The organism is Emticicia sp. W12TSBA100-4 (assembly GCF_040253585.1).
GTDB lineage: Bacteria > Bacteroidota > Bacteroidia > Cytophagales > Spirosomataceae > Emticicia.
Map to the genome: position 1 here is coordinate 1 of NZ_JBELAU010000028.1, position 24,703 is coordinate 24,703.

Genomic DNA, 24,703 nt, shown 5'->3' on the forward strand with positions numbered 1-24,703 from the left:
GTTTTTTTATATGATGATAATTTTAGGTTTTGTACGATATACTAAAAAAACAGAAAAAAATGTATAGGCAAATGAATTAAATTTCATTTTCAAAAGTAAAGAACTTTTATCTTTGGAATATCCCCCAAAAATGGGGGTTAACTATGAAAAACAATTTTATTAGTTTTGAAGCTCAAACGTATTATCCCTATACAAATAAATGAAAAACAACAATGATGTTTTCTTGCACCGACTGTTGAAAGAAGATAGTGCTACAATAGAAGAATTAATAGAGTTAATTACCCCTTGTGCAATAAAGCACTGGAAAACTTATGGATATAGAATTGTACGGTGCAATAGTGCGAAATCCGATGAAAGGTATCCTTTTTTAGACTATATTCATGATTCCATTATTTTGTTGATTATGCAAATTGAAACTCATGGGTTAATTGGAAGGTTGCATACAACAAATGAAATAAAAAACTATTTATGTCGAATTATTCACAATAAAATGAATGATGAAGCAGATAAGTGTGAAAGAAGTCGGAAAGATTCATGGACAATTGAGCTGAAACCTATACATAATCAAGAGGAAGATAAGGTAGAAGACGATCATTACCTACAACAGCTATTAAATGATTGTTTTACTATTCCTCCATTGAATGAAAATGAATATATTGCACTTAGAGCTTATTTCTATGATTTTGAAAATATTACTTATAAGGAACTTGAAAATATTTTGGGTAAGGCTTCACAAAATATTAATAGAAGTGTTTTGTCAGGAATAAAAAAATTGAAAGAATGTATTTTAAATAAAATTAAAAATGGAAAATAATAACCTAACATATATTTTAAACCGCCAAAATGAAGGTCTGATAAAAAGCCTTTCTTTTGAGGAATGGAAAGCAAAAGCTCCAAATCCAGATGAAATTGAAAGCGATTTGTCAATATATCAAGCATTGCGAAAAGCGGGTTTAAAGGAGAGATTTAAAAAATATGAACCTGCTGAGGTTTTGAATGAAGGATTTGTCTTGGAGAAAAAAGAATTCAATTTGAAGGTTATCTATAAAAGAAAAAATACGTTTGCAATCGCTGCCAGTATCGTTGTTTTATTAACTACGGGTATAGCATTTTGGTATAAAAGTTATCAGGATCCCCAACCCACTATCTCTGATAATTCAAAACCACCAATTGATAGTTCAGAAATTGAGCAACACAAAGCATTGCCGCCTAACAAAATAACTACCAAAGATTTAGTGGCAAATAATTTGACTCTTCCTATCGAAAATGTGCCTCAAAAATTTAAGAATGCCGTAAATGCTATCAATGAAGATAATATTGAAAGCGGGATAAAACAACTTCAAGCGATGAACATAAGAACGACAACTCCAACTGAAAGTAATGGGGATGATGAAATAAAGTTTGGTTCGTCGGGAGATAAATCTGTTGAAAATACACCAGTACCAACTGAAAGTTTAAGTAGGGAAGAAATAGCCTATCAACAACTTTATTTAGGAATAGCCTATCTTAAGAAAGCAGACTATAAAAAAGCATTAAAAGCTTTAGAAAATGTAACTGTTAAAAACATAAAAGGAGAAGCCATTTGGTATAAAGCACTCGCCTTTTTGGGACAAAACGACCTTGAAAAGGCTAAAGCTATTGCAACGCAAGTGGCGGATGATGACTCCAGTCAACATCAAACAGAAGCACTACTATTAATTCAAGATCTTCAGAAATAATTTTTTTGTTTGATGATATTTTTTCGATAAATCCGATTTACAGTAAAAAAAGCTGTAAAAATGAAAAATAAATCAAACGAAAAATGGAATTTACAAATAAATGAAATTCCCGTAAATGAAATAGAAACTATAAAATGCAAGGTGAATCAGCATGGAACGAAAGGGACTTTTTCTTTTTATCTTACGTTTCATGCCAATAACCGCTGTACTGAAAGAAAAATAGACAGTGAGACTCTGGCTTTGGCTCTGCTTTGCTCTATCCCTATCATCAAACAAGGCGTACTTTTTCATGTTGTATCGCCCAAATATATTCCTCAAAATTTAAATAAACTGCAAAAAAGTAGGCTAAAGAATTTAGTTGTCATCACTGATGCTTCATGTAGTTGTGTCATTACTTCTTATTATACTCAAAGGGCTTTGCATAAAACAAACAAGAAGCGTAAAAGCTATTGGGAACAGTTAGCATCCTGCTCAAACGAAAATTTTTCAGCTGTTTTGTAAATCTAACTCCCCATTTTGGGAGGTAGAAAATGCTATTGTTAAAATACACTTTTACTTACTTTAATAATTTATATTATGACCTACTACGATTTACCTCTTCTTTTTACCAATAGACAATTAGTATATGTCCGGCTTTTACCTGAGCCAGACGCAACAACTCAGCCTTTGGCTACGACCATTATTCCAAAGGAAATAGGTAAAGTATATCTTTTTAGTACCTTATCAAACAAAATAATTGGCTCTACTTTGTCGGATGATAAGGTATTTATAATTTCTTCGGTTGCTCGAAACGGAAACGATTTATCCATTGAGTTGCAAGTAGCATCCGAAGACGACGCTTCGACACCGAGCTTTAACAATGTAAAAGCCAAGCTAAACAAAGAGAACACATTTGGTGAGTGTAATTTTTCCTTAGATTATTCTGATACTCAAACCATAGAATCAATAACGTTTTCGGTCGAAATAAACGACATTAACTATATTGGAATTAAAAAAATTTGCTTTGCTCCAAAAAAGCAAATCTTTGATATTGCCATAGATTTTGGCTCAGAAGCAAGTCAAATGACGATTCGGAATTTAGAAGATGAACGCCTTCGCCGTTTTCCGATTGCAGATAGTCTAAAATCTTTTTTTTATAATAACTTATCGGGAGATTTTCATCAAAAAGAAGATAATGAACTTTACCGTTCGCTATTTTTTATCAAATTAGAAGAGGCAATTCTTGACCTTGAAAACCAACCCGGTCTTGAAGCTAACGAATTAATACCCTTATTAACAGAAGTTATTCAAATTGATACTTTGATAGAAACACATCAACTGGTTTCAACACTTAAATTAGCCAATACTGGAGCGTTTAATTTTGATATACGTTTCAAAAACCATTATAATGGCATACAAGGTCATAATTTCGATGCCATAGTTAGCGACGTACAACAAGTAATTATAAATGGCTTTTTACATGCTGCAATAAATGAAATAAAACGTACTTCTCCATTAGAATCTCCCTTTCATATTCGACTTAAATTGCTTGTACCCAATGTGTTAGCACAAGAAAAAATCAGCAACTTAGTTAAAAAAACCAACGCTTTTTTAGAGAAAATGTCAGTTAAAGAAGGTTCATTAAAAACATTTCATACGGCTACAATTTCTGAAAGTGATGCCTCTTTCTTAGGTTATTGGTCGGAAATTGGGGAACATATCCGTCGAGAAAACAGAGAACCAAACAAAAGGTTTATTATAATTGATATGGGAAAAGGTACAACCGATTTTTCTATCATCCATTCAAATGAAAATTTTGAACTTACTTCCGAGTTTCGTTCTGGGTTTATTGGAGCAGGCAATGTGATAACCTATTCCTTTATTGAAACGATTTTTACCCATATTTTTGGAAAAAATGAGAAGCAAAAACAAAAAGCTTTAAAACATTTTTTACTAAAAAAACCCGATGCTTTTCAACTCCGATTTTTGAGTTTAATTGAGCAATTAAAAGCCAATTTTAGCTCGGTTAAAAACACAAAAAATATTGGAGAAATGAGCTTTTCGGATTCAATAAAGGGAATCATAAATACCAACGATTTGGGTGCCGTAACCGACTCTCAAATTGAATTGTTTATTCAGGAAATTATTGTAAATCAACCTAGTATCAAAGATGAATTTGGCTATATTGCTAAAGCGATAGAGGGCTTAATCGAAAAGCTAAAACAAACCTTACTGATTTATACACACAATAAAAAATCTGAAAATGTAAAAGGTGCCAAGATTATACTTACTGGCAGGTCTTTCCTTTTCAATCCTTTATACTTTGCTACCAAAGAAGCCTTTGCTGGGATTGAGTGCATCAAATTAGATAATGTGAATGATAAAACACGCTTGAAAAAAGTTTGTTTAGAAGGAGCTTATGGAGAAGTAAACTTGAATTACGACTCCAACCTTAGTGGATTTCCTAACTTGGTTGACAAGGATTTTGTTGACAAAATGAGCGATACCCATACTTTCAATAAGACTCAAAAAGAAGCACGTTGGAATAACTGGAAAGTTATCAATATGCTATCAAACATTTTTTTAGATCAAAATGAAAATGACGAACCTATTTCAGAAGATATATATATGAAAAAAGAACATGATACGACTAAAGCCGAATTTACAAAAATAGAAGATAAGACGATTGCCATGTCTTTGGGACTTTATGAATTGAGTAAACCTTTCAATCAGAATAAAGATACGCTTTATGTAAGTGGCGTAAATTATACATTAAACTTGCAAACACAGGTAAATTTTAGACTTTATTTTGATGGTGATGCCTTGTTTGCTCGTACAACCAAGGAACGTGTAAGGTTAGCTGTTCCAGTCCGTTTTGCACAAAATACCCCTTATATGTTCGAGACATTGTTTCCTTTTAATAGTCATGTACAAGAACACGAAATAGTTGTACAACCAGATGTTAATGCAATTCCAATTCTATAAAATATATGAAAAAATACTTATTGGCCTCCATTGCATGTTATATTACCATTTTAGCTATTCTTCTTTTAACAAAATCGGATTATTTCTCAAAAAAAATAGAGAAACAAAATGCAGAAGTTGTCTTGAAACAATCAGATTTGAATGAGATTTCGATAAATTCAAAAGATTCGACACTGCTAATGGATGGAAAGGAGACTTTAGTGAAATTTAGTTTTGATGATTCATTAAAAATTTTCAAACCTGAATCGAAAGAAATATGGCACAAACAACTAAAAAGAGTAATGGGTATTGGTTTTTTTGAAAACGATAGTTTGGCTCTTGAAAACTATTTGGAAAATGAACTTTCAAAATTAAACTTAACAAATCAATTAGCACAAAATGACACGGTTTCAACATTTCATAAACTTATCCATGTTCTGGTCAATCAAAATGTCTTTGTCATTAAGAAAAAACTAATTTCAGCATCTCGGCAAGCCGATGGGGAAGAAAGTTTTGTTGACCTTTCGGATGTTGGTGTTACGTTTGCCATTCTGCTATTATCGGTCTTTAATATTGTATTGGTCTTCTTTCCAGAAAAGAGAAAGAAAGTTTCACTTAAAATTGAAACCGTAGAAGTAGTTAAAGAAAAAGAGCATATTGTTGAGATTATTCCAGAAATTCTATCTAACTATTCTTTTCATTTCATTGAGAAGTATGGAAATATCTACGAAAAAATAGAAAATCTATCTAGTAATCCTACCGAATCTGAAAAAGCGGAGATTTATAAATTATTGCTTGAAATGAGTATTCACGCACATTCCTATCATCTTATTGGTCGCCAAAATCAATGGAAAAGTTTAGCCCTTAGCCCAAATGCCCAGCTAATTTTAGGCAAAGAAGTTGATGAAAGTAAGTTGAAAGAGTTTACTGTACATCCCGAAAAAACAGATAGAAAATTCAGGTATTTTGTGAAATTACTTTCATCACTCAATGTCAATTCATTAGATGCTTTCTTACGTGATGAAATTCGGGTACAGAAAAAAGATTTAACCGATTGATGATATTTTAATTTGAATTACGATTTAAACTGAAAAAATGAGCTATATGCATTTCATTTTTAACCTTACCACCTTTGCCCTTTTAGGTATTTTAATTTTACTGGGGTTTGTATTTAAAGTTGACTCCTTCTTTTCATTAAAATTGGACAGAAAAGATGCGAACAGTCGAAGTAAAAGGCTGTTGCTCTTTTCAGCCATTTTAACTTTCTATGGTATTTTTTCGTTGTTTACCTTGAAAAGTTACTACGATGCACCAAGAAGTGTTTTTTCGAATGCAAGTCATCATGTATTAGAAAACTTAGGGTTTTCATTTGAGAAAGAAATACGATTGATTGATGAAAATAATCCATCACAAGTACTTTGGGATGACAAAGAAGGATTTTTAAAATTGACAGAAGTTGATTCAACCACAACTTTAGTTGAGTTGAACGGCTTAAATACGCCTTTGTTTGCCCAAAATGCAAATGAAGACTATGAATTCAAAAACACCATTATACCCAAAGCAATTAAAAATGTATTGGTAATAAAATGGTCTGATGGTATTGAATTTAAGCTTAAAATAGTACCCGTTAATGAAAAAAGCATCAATTATACGATAGAAATAGAAGATGCTTCCGATTCTTCAGAATCAGTTGTAAGCTCCTTTCATTCTAATATTTCTAAGGGATACAAATTGGTTGATATTCTTTACAAAAACCCAATTTTTAAACCTGCTTATGATTCTGTCGTAACACGACTTGCATCGAGTTTACTTGTTAGAAAAATAGTTGATGATACAGAATCAGATTTGCTGTTTTTCCCAGATACACAATTGATATCGTCTGCTATTCTTGTTGATGGCGAAACAATAAATCCAATTCATACGACCTATACATTTGATTTGGAGAACGGAAAATACTTTTTTACAGGTATTTTAACTAATACAACTAAAAAAATAAAGGTTGAAAACGAAAATGGGAAATTAAGTGCCTTGTATCAGTTACCAGAATATAATTATTTGTATGCCGATAATTCGGACTCGCTACAACAACTTTTCATAACGACAAACCATAAAAAAATTACTTCAAATCCATATAAAAGGGGGTTTCTTTTAGCAGGTCCGAAAGACGAAAATTCAATATACCATTTTTCTGGCTCTTTAAACTATTTCTGTGGTGATACAAAGGAAAATATGTTATTTCAGTTCTTAAATGATGAACAGAAAAATGTTAGTTTAAATGAAGCCATCCCGTTTAAAGCTAATGATACGCTTAGAATAAGAAGTTCAAACGTAAATTTGAATGGATTTACTTGGTTAATCAAAATAGAAAACTTGAAACAAACCAATAAGTTCACAGCTTTTTATTATTACGGCTATATTGGACTTGTCATTGTATTGTGCCTCACTGTACTCCTTTTTTCACCCAAACTATTGGATGGGAAAAGTCAAATTATTGAAGTTGCCGCTTTCTTGTTTTTAATCTTTATTTTAACCGTACGCACCATTTTGCTTTGGCGAGCCAGTACATTTATTCCTGATGAAAGTGTAACTTTTGCCATATTTCAACTTTTCAGAGAACGACTTTTCTCGACTAACTTCTTCCTTTACCAATTTATTCTTACAGCCTTGTTCTTTCTTGCAATATTGAATACAAAGTTTGTTGCACGCAAAAAATCAACCATTGACAACAAATCAAAGAGCATGCCTATTGCTGGGTTTATTGCTTTTATATTAATTGCTTATATAGTTAATGGTATGCTTAAATTTACTGGCATCGAGCAATTAGAAAGGTTGGTGAACGTCTTTTTTCCACTAGTCATTTATTTTGCGTTTAACCACATCATACAAAAAAGAGCATTAAGAGATTATGAACTCGTAACATTCGATTCAAATTATTACTTGTTAACAGGGTTAAATTGGGTTCTCTGTTTTACTACTTTTGCTATTTTTGATACTGGTTTTACATTAATTTTTGTACTTTTTACTCTTCTTGACACTTACTTGAAAGTAAAAACATTTAAAGACCATTACCATACACACTTAATTCCAAAATCAAGTATATGGAAAACAATCTGGTTCCTGCGACACTATATTTATGGCTTAATGCTATGCATTTTGATTTTATTTAATGATAAAATCATTTCGTTCGCATTCAATAACTTTTCGATAAGTGTGCTTTTTGCATCAGGTTTATTGTTATTTCTTCTATGGACAACAACGATGATACTAAAAAAATGGAGGGTCTATTTATCTATCAGTATTGTAATATTTGCAGTACTTTCTATCTTTTTCAAACAACGCATAACAGATAAATTAGAAGAAAAAAATAGAATGTTATACCGGGCAGAAATCTTGTTTAAATCTGCCGATGAAATTATTGAATTAGAAGAATTCCAAAGCGGCAATGATGTTCGCATTTTAAATGCAGCTCAGAATAAATGGATTATTGATTATTATAATGACAAAGCCGCAGTATTTCCTTTATTTAATAATTATTTTAAGTTGCAACCCCACTTTCAACGAGGTTCATCTTATTTGACGCAGGTTTCCGATTTAGTAGCTGTAAGGTATTTATCGGCTGAACACGGGAAGTTTATCATTGTTTTAATACTATTTTTCGTCAGTCTTTTGATAGCAATTGCTTTGCAATATACCGAAAATTATAACCTTTGGGCCAAAACTCGAATCAGTGTTGTTACTTTATTATTTACTTTATCCTTTTCCATTTGGCTTACAAGTTCAAATCGTTTGGTTTTTGTTGGTCAAGATTTTCCTTTTTTGAGTTTAAATAGCCTGTTAGCTTTATTGATTGGTTTCTCCATTCTAGCTTTTTATGTCATTTCTTCTTTTAAAACAGGATTATATAATCCAGATAAATTAACAAAAGAATATCACGAAGAAAGTTTAAATGGTTTTAGAATAAATAGTAGTAAAAAACTTATAAAAACTTATTTCTTACCATCCCTTTTTATCTCGTTGGTTTTGTTTTTAGCCAAAACATACCGTTCTGATAATTTTCATCTGAATAAAACAGTATCGAAATTAGAAGATAAATTTGAAGGATTAAATACCTTGTTTTCCAGTTTTCAGGAAAATAAAGAATATGCTTCAGCAGAAGAAGCATTAAAAGCATTTGATAATTATTTTAAATCAAGTAGTGAATTTGATAAATGGTTTTCGGGGGAAGACAATAAGTTTTACAAATCGGCTTATGAAGCACTGACCACGAAACTAATAAAAAACAACTCGCCCTGTAATCTCCTTCATGTAAGAAGAGATGTAGATGCTACCTACCAGTTTGGTGTAAATGGTTTTTACTTTACTACACACAATCCTGATGAATACGAAAAAGGCTGGAAAGGTAATTTAGTTGAACAACAACTTAGCAAGTCGGCAAGTCTAATTTCGAAGAACAATAAAAAGGTGAATTTTTCGACAGAGTTGAATACAACAGCACAATCGAAAGTGGTTGCCGACCTACTAAATAACAACATTCGAGTTAGCTATATTCCTGCCAACTGGACATTAGATAATGAACCTGTTTTTATTGTTAATAAAACATTTGGGGAAGAAAATATAAATCAGAGTAGTTTTCGGATTAAATCAGGAGGAAAACAATATACGCCTGAAGCAAATAAATTTGCCTACATACTAAAAAATGGAGATATTTTACATATCAAAAATAATGCTTTAAAGGAAAATGATTTAACCCTACAATTTAATAAAAAATCAAGTTATTATTTGGCTAAAAACGTTTGGTTAAATGGTCGAAATAGATTTTTTTATCCTCAAGAAGAAAATGCTGTGTGGGATTATCATTTTGCAAATTTTATAAAAGAAGCAACAAAAAATGATAAATCTAAATGGGAAAACGATATACCAGTAACAATAGATATTGAGCTTACAAAGCAAATAACCCAAGAATTTAAGAATTATTACAAAAAAGAAACAAGGAAAAAGGATAGGGTTGCAAGTGTAACGGTTTTGGCAAGTGATGGTTCAATTTTTTCTCTTGCTGACTACAAAGCCGATTTATCTAAGCGATTTAATCCTAATCAATTCAATGAATTACAAGAGCTAAAAGAACAATTGTACCTGAACCCCGACCGTTTGTTAGAAGCAAAAACGTTTGGGAATAACAACCTGCTGTTGATGAAACCAGGTCCAGGCTCCACATTCAAACCCATACTTTATGGCTCAATCGCTTCCCAGTTTGATTTGGGTTGGGAAAATATAGAACTTGGAGATTTAGGAGCATATCCTTTTGTTTCAGATGCCAAAGGCAATGTGCTAATAAAACATTTTGGAGGGAAAAAAATAAGTTTAGTAACTGGTGGACCATATTCGAAACATTCAGATTATGATTATTTGTTACATTCTACCAACTCTTTTAACTCAATGGTTTTGTATTTAGGTTCATTTGGTTCAAATACATTAAGCCATATTTTCGATGCGAACAACTATTTGGTTAGAGGAACAGCAACTAATCCAACTGAGAATTTTCCATTAATAATTAAAAATGGCATCATGTATAGGGTGAATGATTTTCCTAATTGGGGCGAGCCAAAAGCCATTTTTCATCAAGGTTTATGGCTGAATTTCAATTTACCGTTCACGTATGAACAAAAAAGTGAAAATTCTACCCAACTTAGCCAGTTTATTGCTCAAGGGATAAACGATGCTTATTTGAATGAATCTAAAAGTTCATTCAAATTATGGAGCCAACCTAATGAATCGCATTTATATGCCGTTGATAGAGACTTAAATCTTTCAAATTCAATTGGAAATATTGCTAAAGGTGGCTATCCGATTGAAGTAACACCTTTGAAAATGGCTGAAATGACTGCTCATTTATTTGGGATGAATAAGGCGATAGAATCACACGTTTTAAAGGATTTTAAGCCAACCATAAAACCCTTTTCAAAGGGAAATTGGGCTTCGGAAGATGCCTTAGCACAGTTTTACGTACGGCATATTTTTGCTCCCATGTTTAATGTTCCAAGAACAGGAACAATAACTGGACTTAACCGTTTAAGTTCAGAATTAGAAAGAGAAGGAATTTATATGTATGCTAAAACAGGTACGATTTCGGACGGAGGAATACAAGATAAAACCTTATCTATTGTTTTGAGCCAAAACCCAATTCACGACGCGACACGCTATACAAGTGCTGCTGCACTTCGACAAAACAAGTTTGTAGTTTTATATTTCAATTTCAAAAAAGAGGGGGGTGGATGGAGTAGAACGGCCTTAGATGTATTAGAAAACACAATAAAAAATACAATTAATTCTACTAGTTATAAAAATTATATGCAATGAAAATGGAACGATTTAAATTAACCCAATTGGTATTTTTTACTTTATTAATTGGAGTATTTACTTGGCTTATTTTTTTGCTCTCGGGCGATAAATTAGAAGAAAATAAATTTGAGAATAAATCACCCCCCAAAACAGAACTGATTGAAGACCGACAATTGATTAGAATCAATTTGGACAGCTTGGAGAGTCTTTATAGAAAAGATGATGGTGTCGTTTTCAATTATAATAGAAACCGTAACTCTATTTCTTTCGAAGCATTGGAGAGAAATGAAAGGCAATTTTTAATGTATTTTTTGAATGGTAATACAAGTTTACTTTCAATGACTAATTTAGGTTTTAAGTTTAAAGAGAACCCGTATTTGTTAGAGTTTAAAATAGAAAATAAAAATGAAAGCAAATTTGTATCAATGCCTGCCGAAATAGTTCAAAACATTTTAATCAACAAATAAAATGGCATTTAATGTAAAAGAACAACAAAAATCAGAAGACATAAAACTTTTTGTAGATGAGTCCCAACAAAGTTTTATTCTTTTCAAAGGTAAATATCAATCATTTTTAGAGGAATTAAATCCCACTATTTTGGTCAATGAAACCGAAATAGAAAAGTATTATAATAAAGGTGTTCAAGTTTATACCGAACATTATGAAAAAAATAACTTAGGTAAACCACCCGAAAGCGATTTACTTTTTGGGGGTTTCACTCAATTTGTTCATCAGCTTGATGGAAATTTTTGTTATAAAACGTTTGGCTTTGATTGGAGTGTAATCAGAAATGATGATTCAATTAATAATACGGAGCAATTTGAAGAAAATGACCGCTTAGTTATATTGGATAAAGGTAAAGCGATTATCGAATTTGAAGTTAAGGGGCTTTTAAAAGAAAAACCTAATAGCAAACCCAATGAATCTGATATAATAGAGGACGAAACTATTCAAGACGAGAATCCCAAAGTAGCTAGCAAGCCAAAGTTTAAGAAAATTGTTACATTATTTTCTATTTTTTTATTTCTATGCCTTCTTTCATTTTCAATTTTTAAATGGGGGAATTTTTCGCGCACTAAAATTTTAGCAAAAGACGAAAATATGGCTCAAGAGGATGGTTCGATGCTCAGTAGCCGCCGACACACTCAGAATGAAAGTACGGATTCGTTAAAAGAACAAACAAAACCAATTGCTAACCATAACACACTATCAACAGCAGTAAAATTAAACGATATAGATGAAGCATTAACATTAATTGATGTTAGAATAACACAAGGCAATTACCCTGAAGCACGAAAACTTATAAATCAATGGCTGAATCCCTTAAATGATAATACTTCTGGATTAGATACATCAAACCCAGAAGTAGAAAAAAGGTTAAAACAGTTGAAACATTTTAAGTCCTTGATTGATACATCTACGCCCAATGAAGATACTTTTTAGGGATTCACATTGAGCTGTTATCCAGGCTCATTTTTTTTATTTATAATATAACATTCGGACGTTATTTTTACCGTTTGCAAGATCAACAAATATCAAAGCATTTCGATAAGAATCATAAGTAAAACACTTTATATCATTGAAAGTTGCTATGCTTCCATTTTGTAAAACTTTATCATCATTAAGACCTAACCCTAAATTTGCTTCATAAACTATTTCTCTCGAATTGTTCACTCCAATTGTTATTTTATATAAAATAAGTTTATTTCTATTTATATCTTTTTCCATTACATAAGCCCATTGATTTTTTGTATCAATAGCTATTCCAATAGGTTTTAAACCGATTGTCAACAATGGTTTTGAGTCTATTTTGGTTGGTCCAGCCAAGCCATTAATATTTCGTTTGTTTAATGTCCAATTAGTAGAATTCGTTGAAGGGGTTAAATCTAAGGTATAAAGACTATTCTGATCTAAATCAATTGCTGAAGTATAACCTTCATAATCTAACAACACTTCTTTTTCATAAGAAGGTATTGTTACTTTAGTAAAAAAACCATCAGCGAATAAAAGCCCATTAATAGCTGGAATAGACTCTAAATCATGTATAAAATCATTGTTAATCCATGTTTTTTTGAAGACTTCACTTACAGTTCCACTTTGTGTAATCTTTCTAATACTTATAAAACTCTCTTTCGGTTGGCTCGTATATTGATTGCTATTAAATTGGTCTGTAATGTAAATATCATCGTTATAACACACTACTTGTGTAGGATAAGCTAACAAGGCTGTTGCCTTTTCACCATTTTTATATCCAGAGGCCGTTTCAATTATTGTAGATGATTTATTGTTTTTGTCCACTTTATATACACCTGCCGATGTTATCGCATTTTCACTTACTTGATAGCCTGCGAAAAATAAATTCCCGTTACACCCACCGTAAACATCATTAATATAGTTTTTGGTAGGTAAAGTTGCTATCGTTTCTAAAACTGGAGTAAGCAAATAGGTAAATATTTTTGAATTAGCGTCTCCATTTGGACTTACACTCACTTTTATTTCACCCGTTTTAGCTCCTTCTGGTACAATAACGATAAGTCTTGAAGAAGAAATACTTTTAATTTTCGCAAGTTTATTGCCTCCAAAAACAACTTTTACTTTACTCGTATCTAAGCCAAAGTTTGCACCATTTATCTCAATTTCATCACCAAACCCAGCATTATTGGGATTGATAGATGAAACACTCGGTGTCAAAACTGGGGCTAATGTTCGAACTGTAATTTCGGAACTATATCCGACACTGTCTTTACTATTAATAGCAAAAGCTCTAATTTTATATTCCGTGTCGGATTTCAGGTTAGGTATCTCGCCAGAAAAAGAATTATCTGAATCTTTTTCTGGCGAGATATCTACTTTTATTCCATTTTGAATTGTAGGATTCCCTGTTGTATTATAACAAAAACCCCAGCTTTTTAAGGTAATACTACTTCCACCAGTAGTTATAATTTTACTAGAAAACGAAAGTTTCTCGGTATTTTGTAAACCTTGCACAATAGTTAGCGATGGTCTTGTTTCTGTTGTTGATGTTGTAAACTCAATAACATTCGTACTTAAACCTACTAATCCATTTACATTTTTTGCAAATGCTCTTACATAATATTTTTTACCTGACTCAAGCCCTTGTACCGAAGCTATAATTTCATCATTATTTGTTCGAAAACCTTCTACAAAGGAATCTGCTTGATTTGGATAATTATTCTTATTCGAGTAATAAAATCCTACTAAATTAATAATGGAAGTTTCTTTTTCAGTAATTTTTCCTGTTAAATTGGCTGATGTTTGCGAAATGCCATTTTTACCAGTAACTTCTACTTTGGGAGCTGAAGGGTTTTGATTGTTGAGGTTAACATAAATTTTTTCATTTACATTTGAGTTTTGGATTGTGATTATTCCGCTATAACTATTATATGCCAAGTTTTGGCAGTTAACTGAAATCGTTAGTTCAAAATCTGTCTTATCTTTAACAGTGCCCGTCGTTTTATTTACTTTTAACCAATTGGTAGCATTCTCTTGCACGCTAATTGAAAAATCAATTGTCCCTTGTCCATTTGCATTTGAAATAAATACAGACTGTGAATTGGACGTTTTACAGTCGAAATTAATAAGTGAGTTTGAGACTTTTAAAGTCATTGCTTTGGGTTTCAAGGTCATATTCAATTCTTCGGGTTTATTGTTGATATTGACCGTTAAATTTTTCTTAGCAATATCATATCCATCCTTTTTAAAGGTAAAAACATAGTCTCCGCTTTCGAGGTTTTCTACACAAAACCTACCATCAGCATCGGTAGATACCGGACCGAAGTTTTTATCATTATTTAAGACGGCTGATATATCAACATTCTGCAAATGTTCGCCTGCATCATTCTTAATTGTTCCACAAACCTTGGTGTAAAGCTGAACTGGGTCTTTTTTTTTATTACACGAAATAATCACACCCAATAAAATAAAAATACTTATTATCTTTCTCATACTTATTAAAGATTTAATCTAAAACCTATACCTAAATTTGTTCCTTGAAAATTGTTAAACGGAATGCGTTCTGACGAAATATCTTCACCATAAAATGGTCTAAATTCTTGAATCCAAGTCAGGGATTTTAAATTTATTAAAGTTTTACTTGAAATTGTAAAATCAATAAATTTGTTAATTTTTCTTGATAAATTAACTTTGAAATAGGGGTTAAGGCTACCATAGTTAAAAAATGAGGGTAATATTTCCAATGAGTACTTTTCAGAAAGAATACCTTTATAGAATTGCAATGAATTAATTCCAAACAGGTTTCTTGTATTTCCTTTAAAATCCATGGCTACTCCTAAACCAAATGAATTTCTCCATTTTATTTTATTTTTTTCAAAATCAAGACCTAAGTAAAAAATTTGTCTTTGGTTCATTAAGTACCATCGTTGAAGAGTATCGACTCTGTTTAACAGAATAGCTTTACTATATTGGTTTTGATCTTTGTTATATTGTTCAATTAAAACCTGTTGTGCAGACTTCTTTGGAGAAGAAATTAGCCCATCCGTGAAAATTGAACCTCCAAGTGTTAAAAACACCCCTCTTTTAGTTGGTTTTTGTGGGTAAAACTTTAGGGGTATTGTGATTTCACCTGTTGCATTATAAGTATGTTTGCCAATTGGAATATAGAAACCATCTAATTTAAGGCTAATTGGTCGCCTGTTTAGTTTAAGGCTTTTAATCCCTAATGTTTCTGAATTTATTCTAATTTGTCTACTACTATTTTTTTGCTTTTCGCCCTCTTTAGTATAACTAAAAGCTTGTTTTATTGCATTATCTACGATTCCCCATTCAGCAATAGTAGAATTTGTAGTTGCATAACAACCCCAATTGTATTTTACATTTTTGGAGCTTAGAATTGCTTTTTTTTCTAAAGCTTGTATTTCCTGTTGCTCTGAAAATGTAAAAACATTGATAAGTTGATTAGATAAATTGGTATTTTCTACTTGCTCAATAACATTCAATAATAATTTTGCCTCTTGATCCCAAATTTTTTGCTTTTTTAGCCTAAACTCATCTATAAATATAGTTACTGCAGACTTATTGTCTATTTCGCTTTTACATTTTGCCTCTTTGTCAATGAGAGAATTAAAAGAATTAACAATACTATTTTTGTAGCGACTCTTATCCGCTTCAAAACTTTGTTGGTTATATAACACACTTATAGCATAATGATAAAGTTTCCTTGGCTTTGTTGTGCCTGACGAAAAGCTTACTACGCTATTCGGTTTTAAATTGTACTCTTTTATTTTTACCGATTTTTTGTTAATTTGATACAAATATTCATGGGAACTGCTCAGGTTTTTTAGCTCAATTTCTCCAAATTTGTTAATGCTAACTTGCAAAGGATTTTCTATTAATTGAGCATTTAACTTTAAAAATGAAAGTTGAAAAAAAACACTTATCAAAATTATTCTAATCATCATAATATCGTTTAATTATTTGATTATCTGTAAAAAAGTTCTCTTACTTGTGCATTGGTCATTGCGAAATTGTAAATCCGAAATTCATCCATCTGACCATTGAATAAGGTTGTATTATTACACATATTCAGATTACCTATTCTTAGTTTTGTTTCAGTTAATGATGACCAAATACGATCTCCCCAAGAATCTTCTTTGGTTTGTGAAAAACTTGCTGTGTAGGGTGTAGTTGTCGAAAATCCATCAATATAGAAACTTACTTCTTTTCCAGATTTTGTATAAACCAAATGATGCCACTTTCCATCTGCAATTTCACTTTTGTTGACAATCTTGAAAGTATTCTCCTTACCTTCTGTATAAACATAAAATTGCATATTCTCACTTTTTGAGTCTGTATAAATATAAAAACCATCGTTATCACCATTCCAACAACCTATATATTTGGATATTAAAAATTTGGGATCACCTTGAAAATTTGAAGGATCTACTTTGACCCAAAAAGCCAAGGTCAAACTTCCTTTAAATCCACCAATGTAGTCTTGATTATTAACTTCAATTGCCCCTGAGGATAAATCAATAGCTGAATTATTGTTTCCAAATCTGTCAGTAGAAGGTTTTGCTTTAGAAGTTGCATTATTTCCTTCTCCACTAAAATCTGTGGTATTATTATTTAATGGGTAGTATAAAATCAAACCAGATTCTGATGTAGCAAACTCTCTGAGTGAGCCGTAGTATACCTCTCCATCGGCTGTTTTGCAATAGGCTTTAAAAAAGTACTGCATCCCCTTTTTTAAGTTGCTTAATTTGTAACTAAAACTTCCATTTTCACCATCTGTAGATTTATTACCTAAATCAACTTTTTCTGAATTTTCTATTTTGGGATTAGCATTTGTTTTAGACCAAACAAACCCATGTTGTGTTATTGGGCTGGTGCCAAGTTTATCAATATTTCCGTTTAATGTTACACTATTATTTTCAATATTATTCGCAGCAACTGTTTTTAAACTCACAGGGGTTGCAATACTTTTTGTAGTAAAACTTTTTTCAATACTGTAGGCAGTTCCTATGCTGTTAGTGGCAAAAGCTCGTACAAAATACGTAACCCCCGCATTTAAACCTGAAAGTTGTATTTGGCTTTCCTTTCCGACCGAAATTGGAGCAATTATTTTTGCATCAGCTAATGTAGGATTGCTTTTAGTTGAAAAAACGACTCCCATCTCAGTAATACTCTTTCCTCCATCATTATCAATAATTAAACTTACACGAGCTGCTTTATCGATTATTTCATTAATATTGATAATATTTAGAGATGGTACTGTAGAAACAATGGCTGTTGTGAATTCTTCCGTAGTACTGTAGCTAATGTCTCGTGCATTTTTTGCATAGGCACGTACATAATATGTTTTTCCTGGATTTAAAGGAGATAACAGACTTGAGAAAGAGCCCAATTTCCCCGCACCTTTTTTAGTCAAACCTAAATTATTTTCAAAAGTAGGACTTGCGAAATCGGCCCACACATGTCCATACTCAGTGATGGGTGTGTCACCTTCCGAAACAATAGTACCCAATACTTCGGCAGAAGTTTTAGTAATACCAGTAGGAGGGTTGATTGAAACCGTAGGGGCATTTGGATTAGCTACTGTAAGGTTTACAGTAACTAATGTACTACTTTCACCTCCATTGATTAGTATTGTTCCACTTTTTGTTCCTAATATTCCAGTACGATCGATGGTTATAGTAAAAGGAAATTTATTGGCATTGCTGACAGTGCCATTTTGTTTATCGATTTTTAGCCAAGAACTAGCATCACCTGCCACAGATAAACTAAAATAAATATCACCTTTTCCTGAAGTATTTTCTATGTAAACCGTTTTTTGTTTTTCCTCGGATTTTGTAAACTCTACTATTTCTGGTGAAACTTTGAGTGAGTTCTTTTTTACACTTAAAGTCATATTCAAGTCCTCAGGTTTCGTATTGATATAAACCGATAAACTTTTGCTTGCAATATTATATCCGTCCTTTTTAAAGGTAAAAACATAGTTACCACTTGCGAGGTTCTCTATACAGAACCTACCATAAGCATCGGTAGAAACGGGACCATAGTTTTTATCATTGTTTAAAACAGCAGAAATATCAACATTTTGCAAAAGTTCGCCTGCATCATTTTTTATCGTTCCACAAACGGAAGTGTAAAGAAGAACTGTTTTTTTACAATCTGAAAGGAAAAAAACTAAGATAAAATAGATTGTTTTTTTGATGTATTTTTTCATTTTTTCAACTTTTTTATCTACTATAAATATCTCGTACTTCTATTGCTGTTAAAGCATAATTGTAAATCCGAAAATCATCTATTAATACATTTGGCAGGTTATTATTACATTCTAAACTACTAAGATCTCCGAAGGTGAATTTTCCTTCTCCATCAGTATTAGCTGTATAATCACTATCTGAACCATACGTAAAGATATCTGTATTTCCACCTTTGTCGTTTTTACTACCATCTAAATATACTTGTAGTTGGGTTCCATTTTTTACAAGGGTTATATGATACCACCCATATTTATTTTGAAGTTCATCCTCACTGATCAGATTAATTTCTGTAAAATATTGTTTATATGTGTTATCATTAGGCTTACGACCTTTAATAGAAAATTTCAATACGGAGTTTGCGGCATCAAAATAAATTTTATAGCCCAACCAATCTGATCTAGAATCACATCCATATGCAAGACTTTTTGAAAACAAAACTGTACCATTTTTAAAACTGGATTGTGAGAAATTCACCCAAAAACTGATGGAGTAAGAATTTATGTATCTACCGATTGTCTCATTTTGAATTTGTATTTTTCCAGAAGTCGCATCAAATGATAAGTTCGCATTCCCAAACCTATCTGCTTCATATTTTGCACTACCACTTGCATTATTACCATTAATGTTAGAAACATCTGCTAAACTTTGATTCATTGGGTAATAGACGACTAACCCCGACTCTTTAGTTACTAATTGGGTTACATTTCCGTAGGTTGTTTTACCATTCTGCCCCGTAGCAAAAGCCCTTACCCAATACAAAGTACCCTTTTTTAGGTTGCTTACATCTTTTGAAAAAGGAACTTCTTTTAAAGGATTTGCTCCAAGAGGTATCTTCTCCCCGTTTTGTAAGGTTGGCAAAGCATTTTTCCTTGAATATACAAATCCATATTCACTGATAGCACCAGTAAAATCTTTCAATTCACCATTCAATGTGGCACTGTTTTCTTTTATGTTTTCTGCCCCACTAGTACGAATATCTATACTTCCCGACGTACTTTCTGTTGTAAAAGGGAAAATGGATGATGTGCTTGTACCAATTTTATTTTTTGCATATACTGCAGCAAAATAAGTCACACCTGGGTTTAATCCATTGATTGGTACTAAAAAATCTTTTCCAATAATGATGATACTTTGTGAAACTTGGTCCAAATTGTTTTCTCTTGTTCCGTATCGAATACCCATTTCAGTTATACTTTCTCCGCCGTCATCGGTAACTATACCCGTAATTTTGGCTGTTGTAGTTGTAATTTCCGAAATTTTTAGAATATTCACAGAAGGGGATGTAGTTGTTTGGGCAGTTTTAAATGGCCTGTTTTCGCTATACTGTACACCCTGAGAGTTTTTTGCAAAAGCTCGAACAAAATAGTTGGTATTCTCTTTTAAACCTGTGGCCGAACCCGTAAATGTGCCTAAACTACCAACTCCTTTGTTTTGGATTCCTGCACGAGACTCTAAAGAAGGGTTTTCAAATTCAGCCCAAACAAATCCATGTTCAGTTATTTTAGTGTCTCCTTCCGAAAGTATCGTACCAACAAACGAAGCAGAAGTTTTAGTGATTGAATTTACCTGCTGTGTTATTGATACCGATGGGGCTTTGGGGTTAGCAATTTTTAAATTTACCAGAATTTTTTCGTTCACTTCAGCATTTTGCAAAGTAATTACCCCACTATAATCACCAAAACCAAGATTTGCACAATTGACCGAAATGACCAATTCAAAATCAATTTTGTCCTTAACTGTTCCACTTGTTTTATTTACACTCAACCAATATTTAGCTGTTTCTTGCACTTGAACAACAAAGTCTATATTACCCTTTCCCAATGAATTTGAAATAAAGACAGATTGCTGTTTATCGCCAGAACATGTAAACTCAACAATAGATTTGGAAGGGCTTAAACCAGATTTCTTTTTTGACAAGGTCATATTCAAATCTTCTGGTTTATTGTTGATATTAACTGTTAAATCTTTAGTTGTAATATCATATCCGTCCTTTTTAAAAGTAAAAACATATTTACCGCTTTTAAGGTTATCTACACAAAACCTACCATAAGCATCAGTAGATACTGGCCCATAGTTTTCATCATTATCTAAAACAGCAGAAATATCAACATTTTGTAAAAGTTCGCCTGCATCATTTTTTATCGTTCCACAAACGGAGGTGTAAAGAGGAACTGTGTCTTCACATCCCGAGAGTAAAAAAGTAAATATTAGGATAAGTTTAAAGTTCGTCTTCATAATACTTTAGTTTAAGTTATATTTTATCGAAATTCCTGTATTATTAAAAGCAAAAGCAGGTTTGATTTCAAACTTATTTAAAAGGTTATTAGCAGAATATAAGCGATTATTCTGTTTTTTAAACCTTGCATTGACTATGTTTGCAACCCACAGGATTCCTGTTGTAACACCAAAAACCATTGCAGAGCTGTGAAAACTTTCACTTCTTCTCTTAAATTTTTTTCTTTCTTCATAATCCGAACGACTATCAATTGCCTTGGAATAAAAATTATTACTTAAAGCAAAACTCAATGATGTTAAACTCAATGATGTACCTACTGAAGACACAAAAAAAGTTCCCATCTTATTATCGCCTTTATAAAACTGTCCGGCACCTGGTAGGATAGAGTACAGGGCTGCTTTAGAAAGCTTAGGAGTAAATATTTCAGTTAGAACGTTATAACCATTCGTGTTTTTACATGAATCAATGACACTAAATTCAAAGAACTCGCCACCTTTTGTTACAATTTCATATTTTAAAATATTTTTTATACTCGTTGAGCTTTTGTCTCTATCAACTTCTCTGGTAGTTTTCACTGTGCCGTGTGTTCTAAATTTCCTTAAAATATCATTAGCCGCTGATTGAATTGCTAAATCACGTGTAGAACCAAAACCAGGGGTATAAGTTCTATCGTTTTTCCTATTGAATTGCTTAAATTGTGTTACGCAATCTTGTGCTTTTGCATTGTAAAAATTTACAATCAGGAATATTATTGAAATAAATCTAATTATATTCATTTTTCTATATTAATTTAATATTTCACTTAATATGTATTTTGAAAGTTTCTATAAGTTCTCTCTTACTCTTGATATTTAATGTTTTTTCATTTCTTAAAAACTTCTCAAATTCATTTATTACATTTTGTTTGTTTACCTCAAGTCCTATGTAATAGGTTCCATCAATTAACTTATCATAGGTATAGTCATACCCATATATTGTGAAAGAGCTTTCGCACTTTCTTTCAATTATATCATTCATTGTTTTTTCGCTTCGATTAATATATTGCATTACTACATCACTACAATTTCTTTTTATTTTGCTACCAATATTTGCCAATGCATCATCTCTGGCCCAAATTTTGGCATCCGAAACTTCATCATTTTCGGTCATTTTAAAGCTTCCAAAATCCCTAATTTTAGTGTCTGTATTTCTGGAATAGTCCAAGAAATTGGGCAATTCTATTTTATCCTTTTTCAAAGGAGTATTATTTATAATCATCCCTGCACTTTGAAAAGCACCAAATGGTTTTTGTGAGTAATTATGCTCAGAAGCTATTTGCATCGTTTTTGTATACGCTTTACTAAATACTTCTCCCAAGGGGAATTGAGGGTAATTTAGGGCATAGAGTAAGCCAGAAGTAAAAAAACTGTTGGTAGGTTTAATTCTATCATAACCAGACGTTTGACAATTTGAAGCTCCAAACAGAACAGCTATATTGGGTATTTTTTCAGCTTCAGAAAATGAAGAGCCTAAACAATAATTTTCACAATCTGATAGAATATTCCGACAAGCATCTAAAATAATTACGGAGTTGGAAATTTGTTTTTTTGAAAGTTTATTCATAATCCATTGTAATGAAATAGCTTTTTCATCAATTTTGGAAGTGTAATTCAAACAGTCTGCCATAAAATCAATCGGTAAAAGGTAATCTTTCTCACCTACGTGCAAGCCGTGTCCGCTAAAATAGATAATTACCTCACTTTGAGGTGGTAAAGAATCGATAGACGCTTCAAATTCTGACTTCATTCCTTCAAAATTTAGATTTTTACGAATAATTGGTGAAAAATTGAAGTTTATAAGGCGTTTTCCGATGCTGTCAGCATCCATTTCACAAACTTGCAGTTGCTTTAAATTTATATAATTTGAATTTCCAATAACTAGAGTTTTCCTAACTTTTCCTTTAATTATTGGATTTTCACTTTTTTTTGTTGGAGTAAGCTCCTTACTCCCTACTTGTGCATTTGAAAGTAATGACAAATAAATATATAATATGGATAGTATTGCTTTCATATATAGTAAGTTTTTTATGATTTTTTAGCAAATAAATTAAAAAAGCTTTAAGTAACAACCCCCATTTTAGGGGTAAAACTTTTTCTTTAAGGTATAAAAATAGCTTTTTAACTTATATCGTTTAACTCTTCTTTTTATCATCATTTTTCTGTAACACTATTTTGTAAGTATTCCCCAAAACCAGACATTTTAAAATTGAAGAAAAATCTTTAATTTTAGATTATCTATGAAGAAGACACGATTTACAGAAACCCAAATTGTTTCGATATTGCACCAGCAGGAACTTGGCCGTAGTGTGCGAGATATTTGCCGCGAGCATGGGATAGCCGAAGGCACGTTTTATCAGTGGAGGAATAAATACGGAGGGATGATGGTTAGTGATGTTAAGCGATTAAAAGAGCTTGAGGAGGAGAACATCAGATTAAAACGGATGTTTGCAGAACTGAGTTTAGATCATTGTATTTTAAAAGATGTCATCTCAAAAAAAGGCTGGGATCCTGCCAACAAAGCGAACTGACTCAGGAAATTGTTGAGCAGTACGAAATACCAGTTAGTAGGGCCTGTAAGCTTATGAGATTATCTCGTTCACAATATTACTATCAAAGCAAGAAAGATGATAGTGCTATCATTGATGTCTTGCAAGATTTAGCATTAAAGCATCCTTCGTATGAATTTAGGAAGCTATTTGCTTATATTCGGCGTGCTGGTAATGGGTGAAATCATAAAAAGGTTTATAGAGTATATAAACTATTAAAGCTCAACCATAAACGTTAAGGGAAAAGTAGAGTAAAACAGCCTTTAGTAGCCCAGACAAAAGTAAATAGCGTCTGGAGTATGGATTTCATGAGTGACAGTGTGGTAAGTGGAAGACGCTTCCGTACCTTCAATGTAATGGATGATTGTTCAAGAGAAGCCTTGTCTATAGAAATAGCTACCTCACTTTCATCTAAACGAGTCATTAGGACATTGGAGCGAATCATAGTAAACCGAGGGATGCCAACTATTCTTCGCTGTGATAATGGACCAGAGTTTACTTCTAAGGATTTAGAAATATAGTGTAAAGATAAAGAAATTACCTTACAATTTATACAGCCTGGCAAGCCCATGCAAAATGGCTATATAGAAAGATTTAATCGGCTTTACCGAGAAGCGGTACTAAATGCCTATCTTTTTTTTAAACTGAACGATGTTAGAAAATTAACAAATGAGTAGATTGAAGAATATAATTATAAAAGACCCCATGAATCTTTAGGAAATTTAACTCCTAATGAATGGAAAGAAAAAATAATGTCTTCAGTTTTGACTGTCTGAAAAATGGGGTACTTACAATATTTATAATCCCTACGCCAATAAACTACTTTTACACTTACTCGCAGCTTTTGCAGAACACGAAAGAGAACAAATAAGTACCCGAACAAAAGAAGCTTTGAAAGCGGCAAAACAGCGAGGTGCAGTATTGGGTAAAAATGGGCGATATAAATTAAGTAAGGATAATAAAATTGCAGCAAGTGAATTTGCACGATTGGTGCAGCCTATAATTCAAGAAATAAAATACCAGAGATTTATTACTACTCGTGAGATAACAGCCGAACTAAATAATTGAAAAACACCGACATTTCGGAAAAATAATTGTAGATGGCATTTAGCTAATTTTTATAAAATTATAAAGAGAG

15 protein-coding genes and 1 pseudogene are annotated in these 24,703 nt (G+C 32.1%); 10 read left to right on the top strand and 6 right to left on the bottom strand.

The genetic code is table 11. From position 1 onward, the window contains the following. The first annotated feature begins 199 nt into the window (after window positions 1-199). The 8 genes from ABR854_RS24845 (at window position 200) to ABR854_RS24880 (ending at window position 12,443) form a co-directional block, all read left to right on the top strand. On the top strand, window positions 200-814 hold the full coding sequence (locus ABR854_RS24845; RefSeq protein WP_350268563.1) for a sigma-70 RNA polymerase sigma factor region 4 domain-containing protein: 615 nt from the start codon (window positions 200-202) through the stop codon (window positions 812-814). Then, window positions 804-1,718, top strand: a complete 915-nt coding sequence (locus ABR854_RS24850) for a tetratricopeptide repeat protein (protein ID WP_350268564.1) — start codon at window positions 804-806, stop codon at window positions 1,716-1,718. The genes ABR854_RS24845 and ABR854_RS24850 overlap by 11 nt, the downstream gene beginning before the upstream one ends. A 60-nt stretch (window positions 1,719-1,778) precedes the next feature. Next, entirely contained in the window at window positions 1,779-2,219 is a 441-nt protein-coding gene (locus ABR854_RS24855) for a hypothetical protein (protein WP_350268565.1), read from the top strand. 75 nt (window positions 2,220-2,294) lie between these two features. Further along, window positions 2,295-4,682 (top strand): hypothetical protein, encoded by a 2,388-nt coding sequence (locus ABR854_RS24860; RefSeq protein ID WP_350268566.1) that lies wholly within the window; start codon window positions 2,295-2,297, stop codon window positions 4,680-4,682. Between the two features lie 5 nt (window positions 4,683-4,687). Then, window positions 4,688-5,719 carry a hypothetical protein gene (locus ABR854_RS24865; RefSeq protein ID WP_350268567.1) on the top strand — a complete coding sequence of 344 codons (1,032 nt, stop codon included), beginning with the start codon at window positions 4,688-4,690 and terminating at the stop codon, window positions 5,717-5,719. A gap of 37 nt (window positions 5,720-5,756) precedes the next feature. Then, window positions 5,757-11,018 carry a hypothetical protein gene (locus ABR854_RS24870; RefSeq protein WP_350268568.1) on the top strand — a complete coding sequence of 1,754 codons (5,262 nt, stop codon included), beginning with the start codon at window positions 5,757-5,759 and terminating at the stop codon, window positions 11,016-11,018. Continuing rightward, the gene (locus ABR854_RS24875) at window positions 11,015-11,467 is read left to right on the top strand and encodes a hypothetical protein (RefSeq protein WP_350268570.1); all 453 of its coding nucleotides are present in this window, start codon (window positions 11,015-11,017) and stop codon (window positions 11,465-11,467) included. Before ABR854_RS24870 ends, ABR854_RS24875 begins: the two co-directional genes overlap by 4 nt. 1 nt (window position 11,468) lies before the next feature. Next, window positions 11,469-12,443 carry a hypothetical protein gene (locus ABR854_RS24880; RefSeq protein ID WP_350268571.1) on the top strand — a complete coding sequence of 325 codons (975 nt, stop codon included), beginning with the start codon at window positions 11,469-11,471 and terminating at the stop codon, window positions 12,441-12,443. Between the two features lie 36 nt (window positions 12,444-12,479). On the opposite strand, the gene ABR854_RS24885 is transcribed toward ABR854_RS24880, so the two are convergent. Genes ABR854_RS24885 through ABR854_RS24910 form a run of 6 tightly spaced genes read right to left on the bottom strand, consistent with a single transcriptional unit; the run spans window position 12,480 to window position 23,030 of the window. Beyond that, window positions 12,480-14,966, bottom strand: a complete 2,487-nt coding sequence (locus tag ABR854_RS24885) for a carboxypeptidase regulatory-like domain-containing protein (RefSeq protein WP_350268572.1) — start codon at window positions 14,964-14,966, stop codon at window positions 12,480-12,482. Between the two features lie 5 nt (window positions 14,967-14,971). Further along, the gene (locus ABR854_RS24890) at window positions 14,972-16,438 is read right to left on the bottom strand and encodes a hypothetical protein (protein ID WP_350268573.1); all 1,467 of its coding nucleotides are present in this window, start codon (window positions 16,436-16,438) and stop codon (window positions 14,972-14,974) included. Between the two features lie 20 nt (window positions 16,439-16,458). Continuing rightward, entirely contained in the window at window positions 16,459-18,705 is a 2,247-nt protein-coding gene (locus ABR854_RS24895) for a LamG-like jellyroll fold domain-containing protein (protein WP_350268574.1), read from the bottom strand. 13 nt (window positions 18,706-18,718) lie between these two features. Further along, a complete protein-coding gene (locus ABR854_RS24900) occupies window positions 18,719-20,980 on the bottom strand; it encodes a carboxypeptidase regulatory-like domain-containing protein (protein ID WP_350268575.1) in 2,262 nt (753 codons plus the stop codon). A 6-nt stretch (window positions 20,981-20,986) separates the two neighbouring features. After that, window positions 20,987-21,757: a hypothetical protein gene (locus tag ABR854_RS24905; protein ID WP_350268576.1), complete on the bottom strand. Its 771-nt coding sequence runs from the start codon at window positions 21,755-21,757 to the stop codon at window positions 20,987-20,989. 22 nt (window positions 21,758-21,779) lie between these two features. After that, window positions 21,780-23,030 carry a caspase family protein gene (locus ABR854_RS24910; protein ID WP_350268577.1) on the bottom strand — a complete coding sequence of 417 codons (1,251 nt, stop codon included), beginning with the start codon at window positions 23,028-23,030 and terminating at the stop codon, window positions 21,780-21,782. A 226-nt stretch (window positions 23,031-23,256) separates the two neighbouring features. Here ABR854_RS24910 and ABR854_RS24915 point away from each other — a divergent pair. Together ABR854_RS24915 and ABR854_RS24920 are read left to right on the top strand one after the other, a co-directional pair. Beyond that, window positions 23,257-24,341: pseudogene (locus tag ABR854_RS24915) on the top strand (IS3 family transposase). Window positions 24,342-24,360: 19 nt separating this feature from the next. Then, window positions 24,361-24,633 carry a recombinase family protein gene (locus tag ABR854_RS24920; RefSeq protein ID WP_350268578.1) on the top strand — a complete coding sequence of 91 codons (273 nt, stop codon included), beginning with the start codon at window positions 24,361-24,363 and terminating at the stop codon, window positions 24,631-24,633. Window positions 24,634-24,703 lie beyond the last annotated feature (70 nt).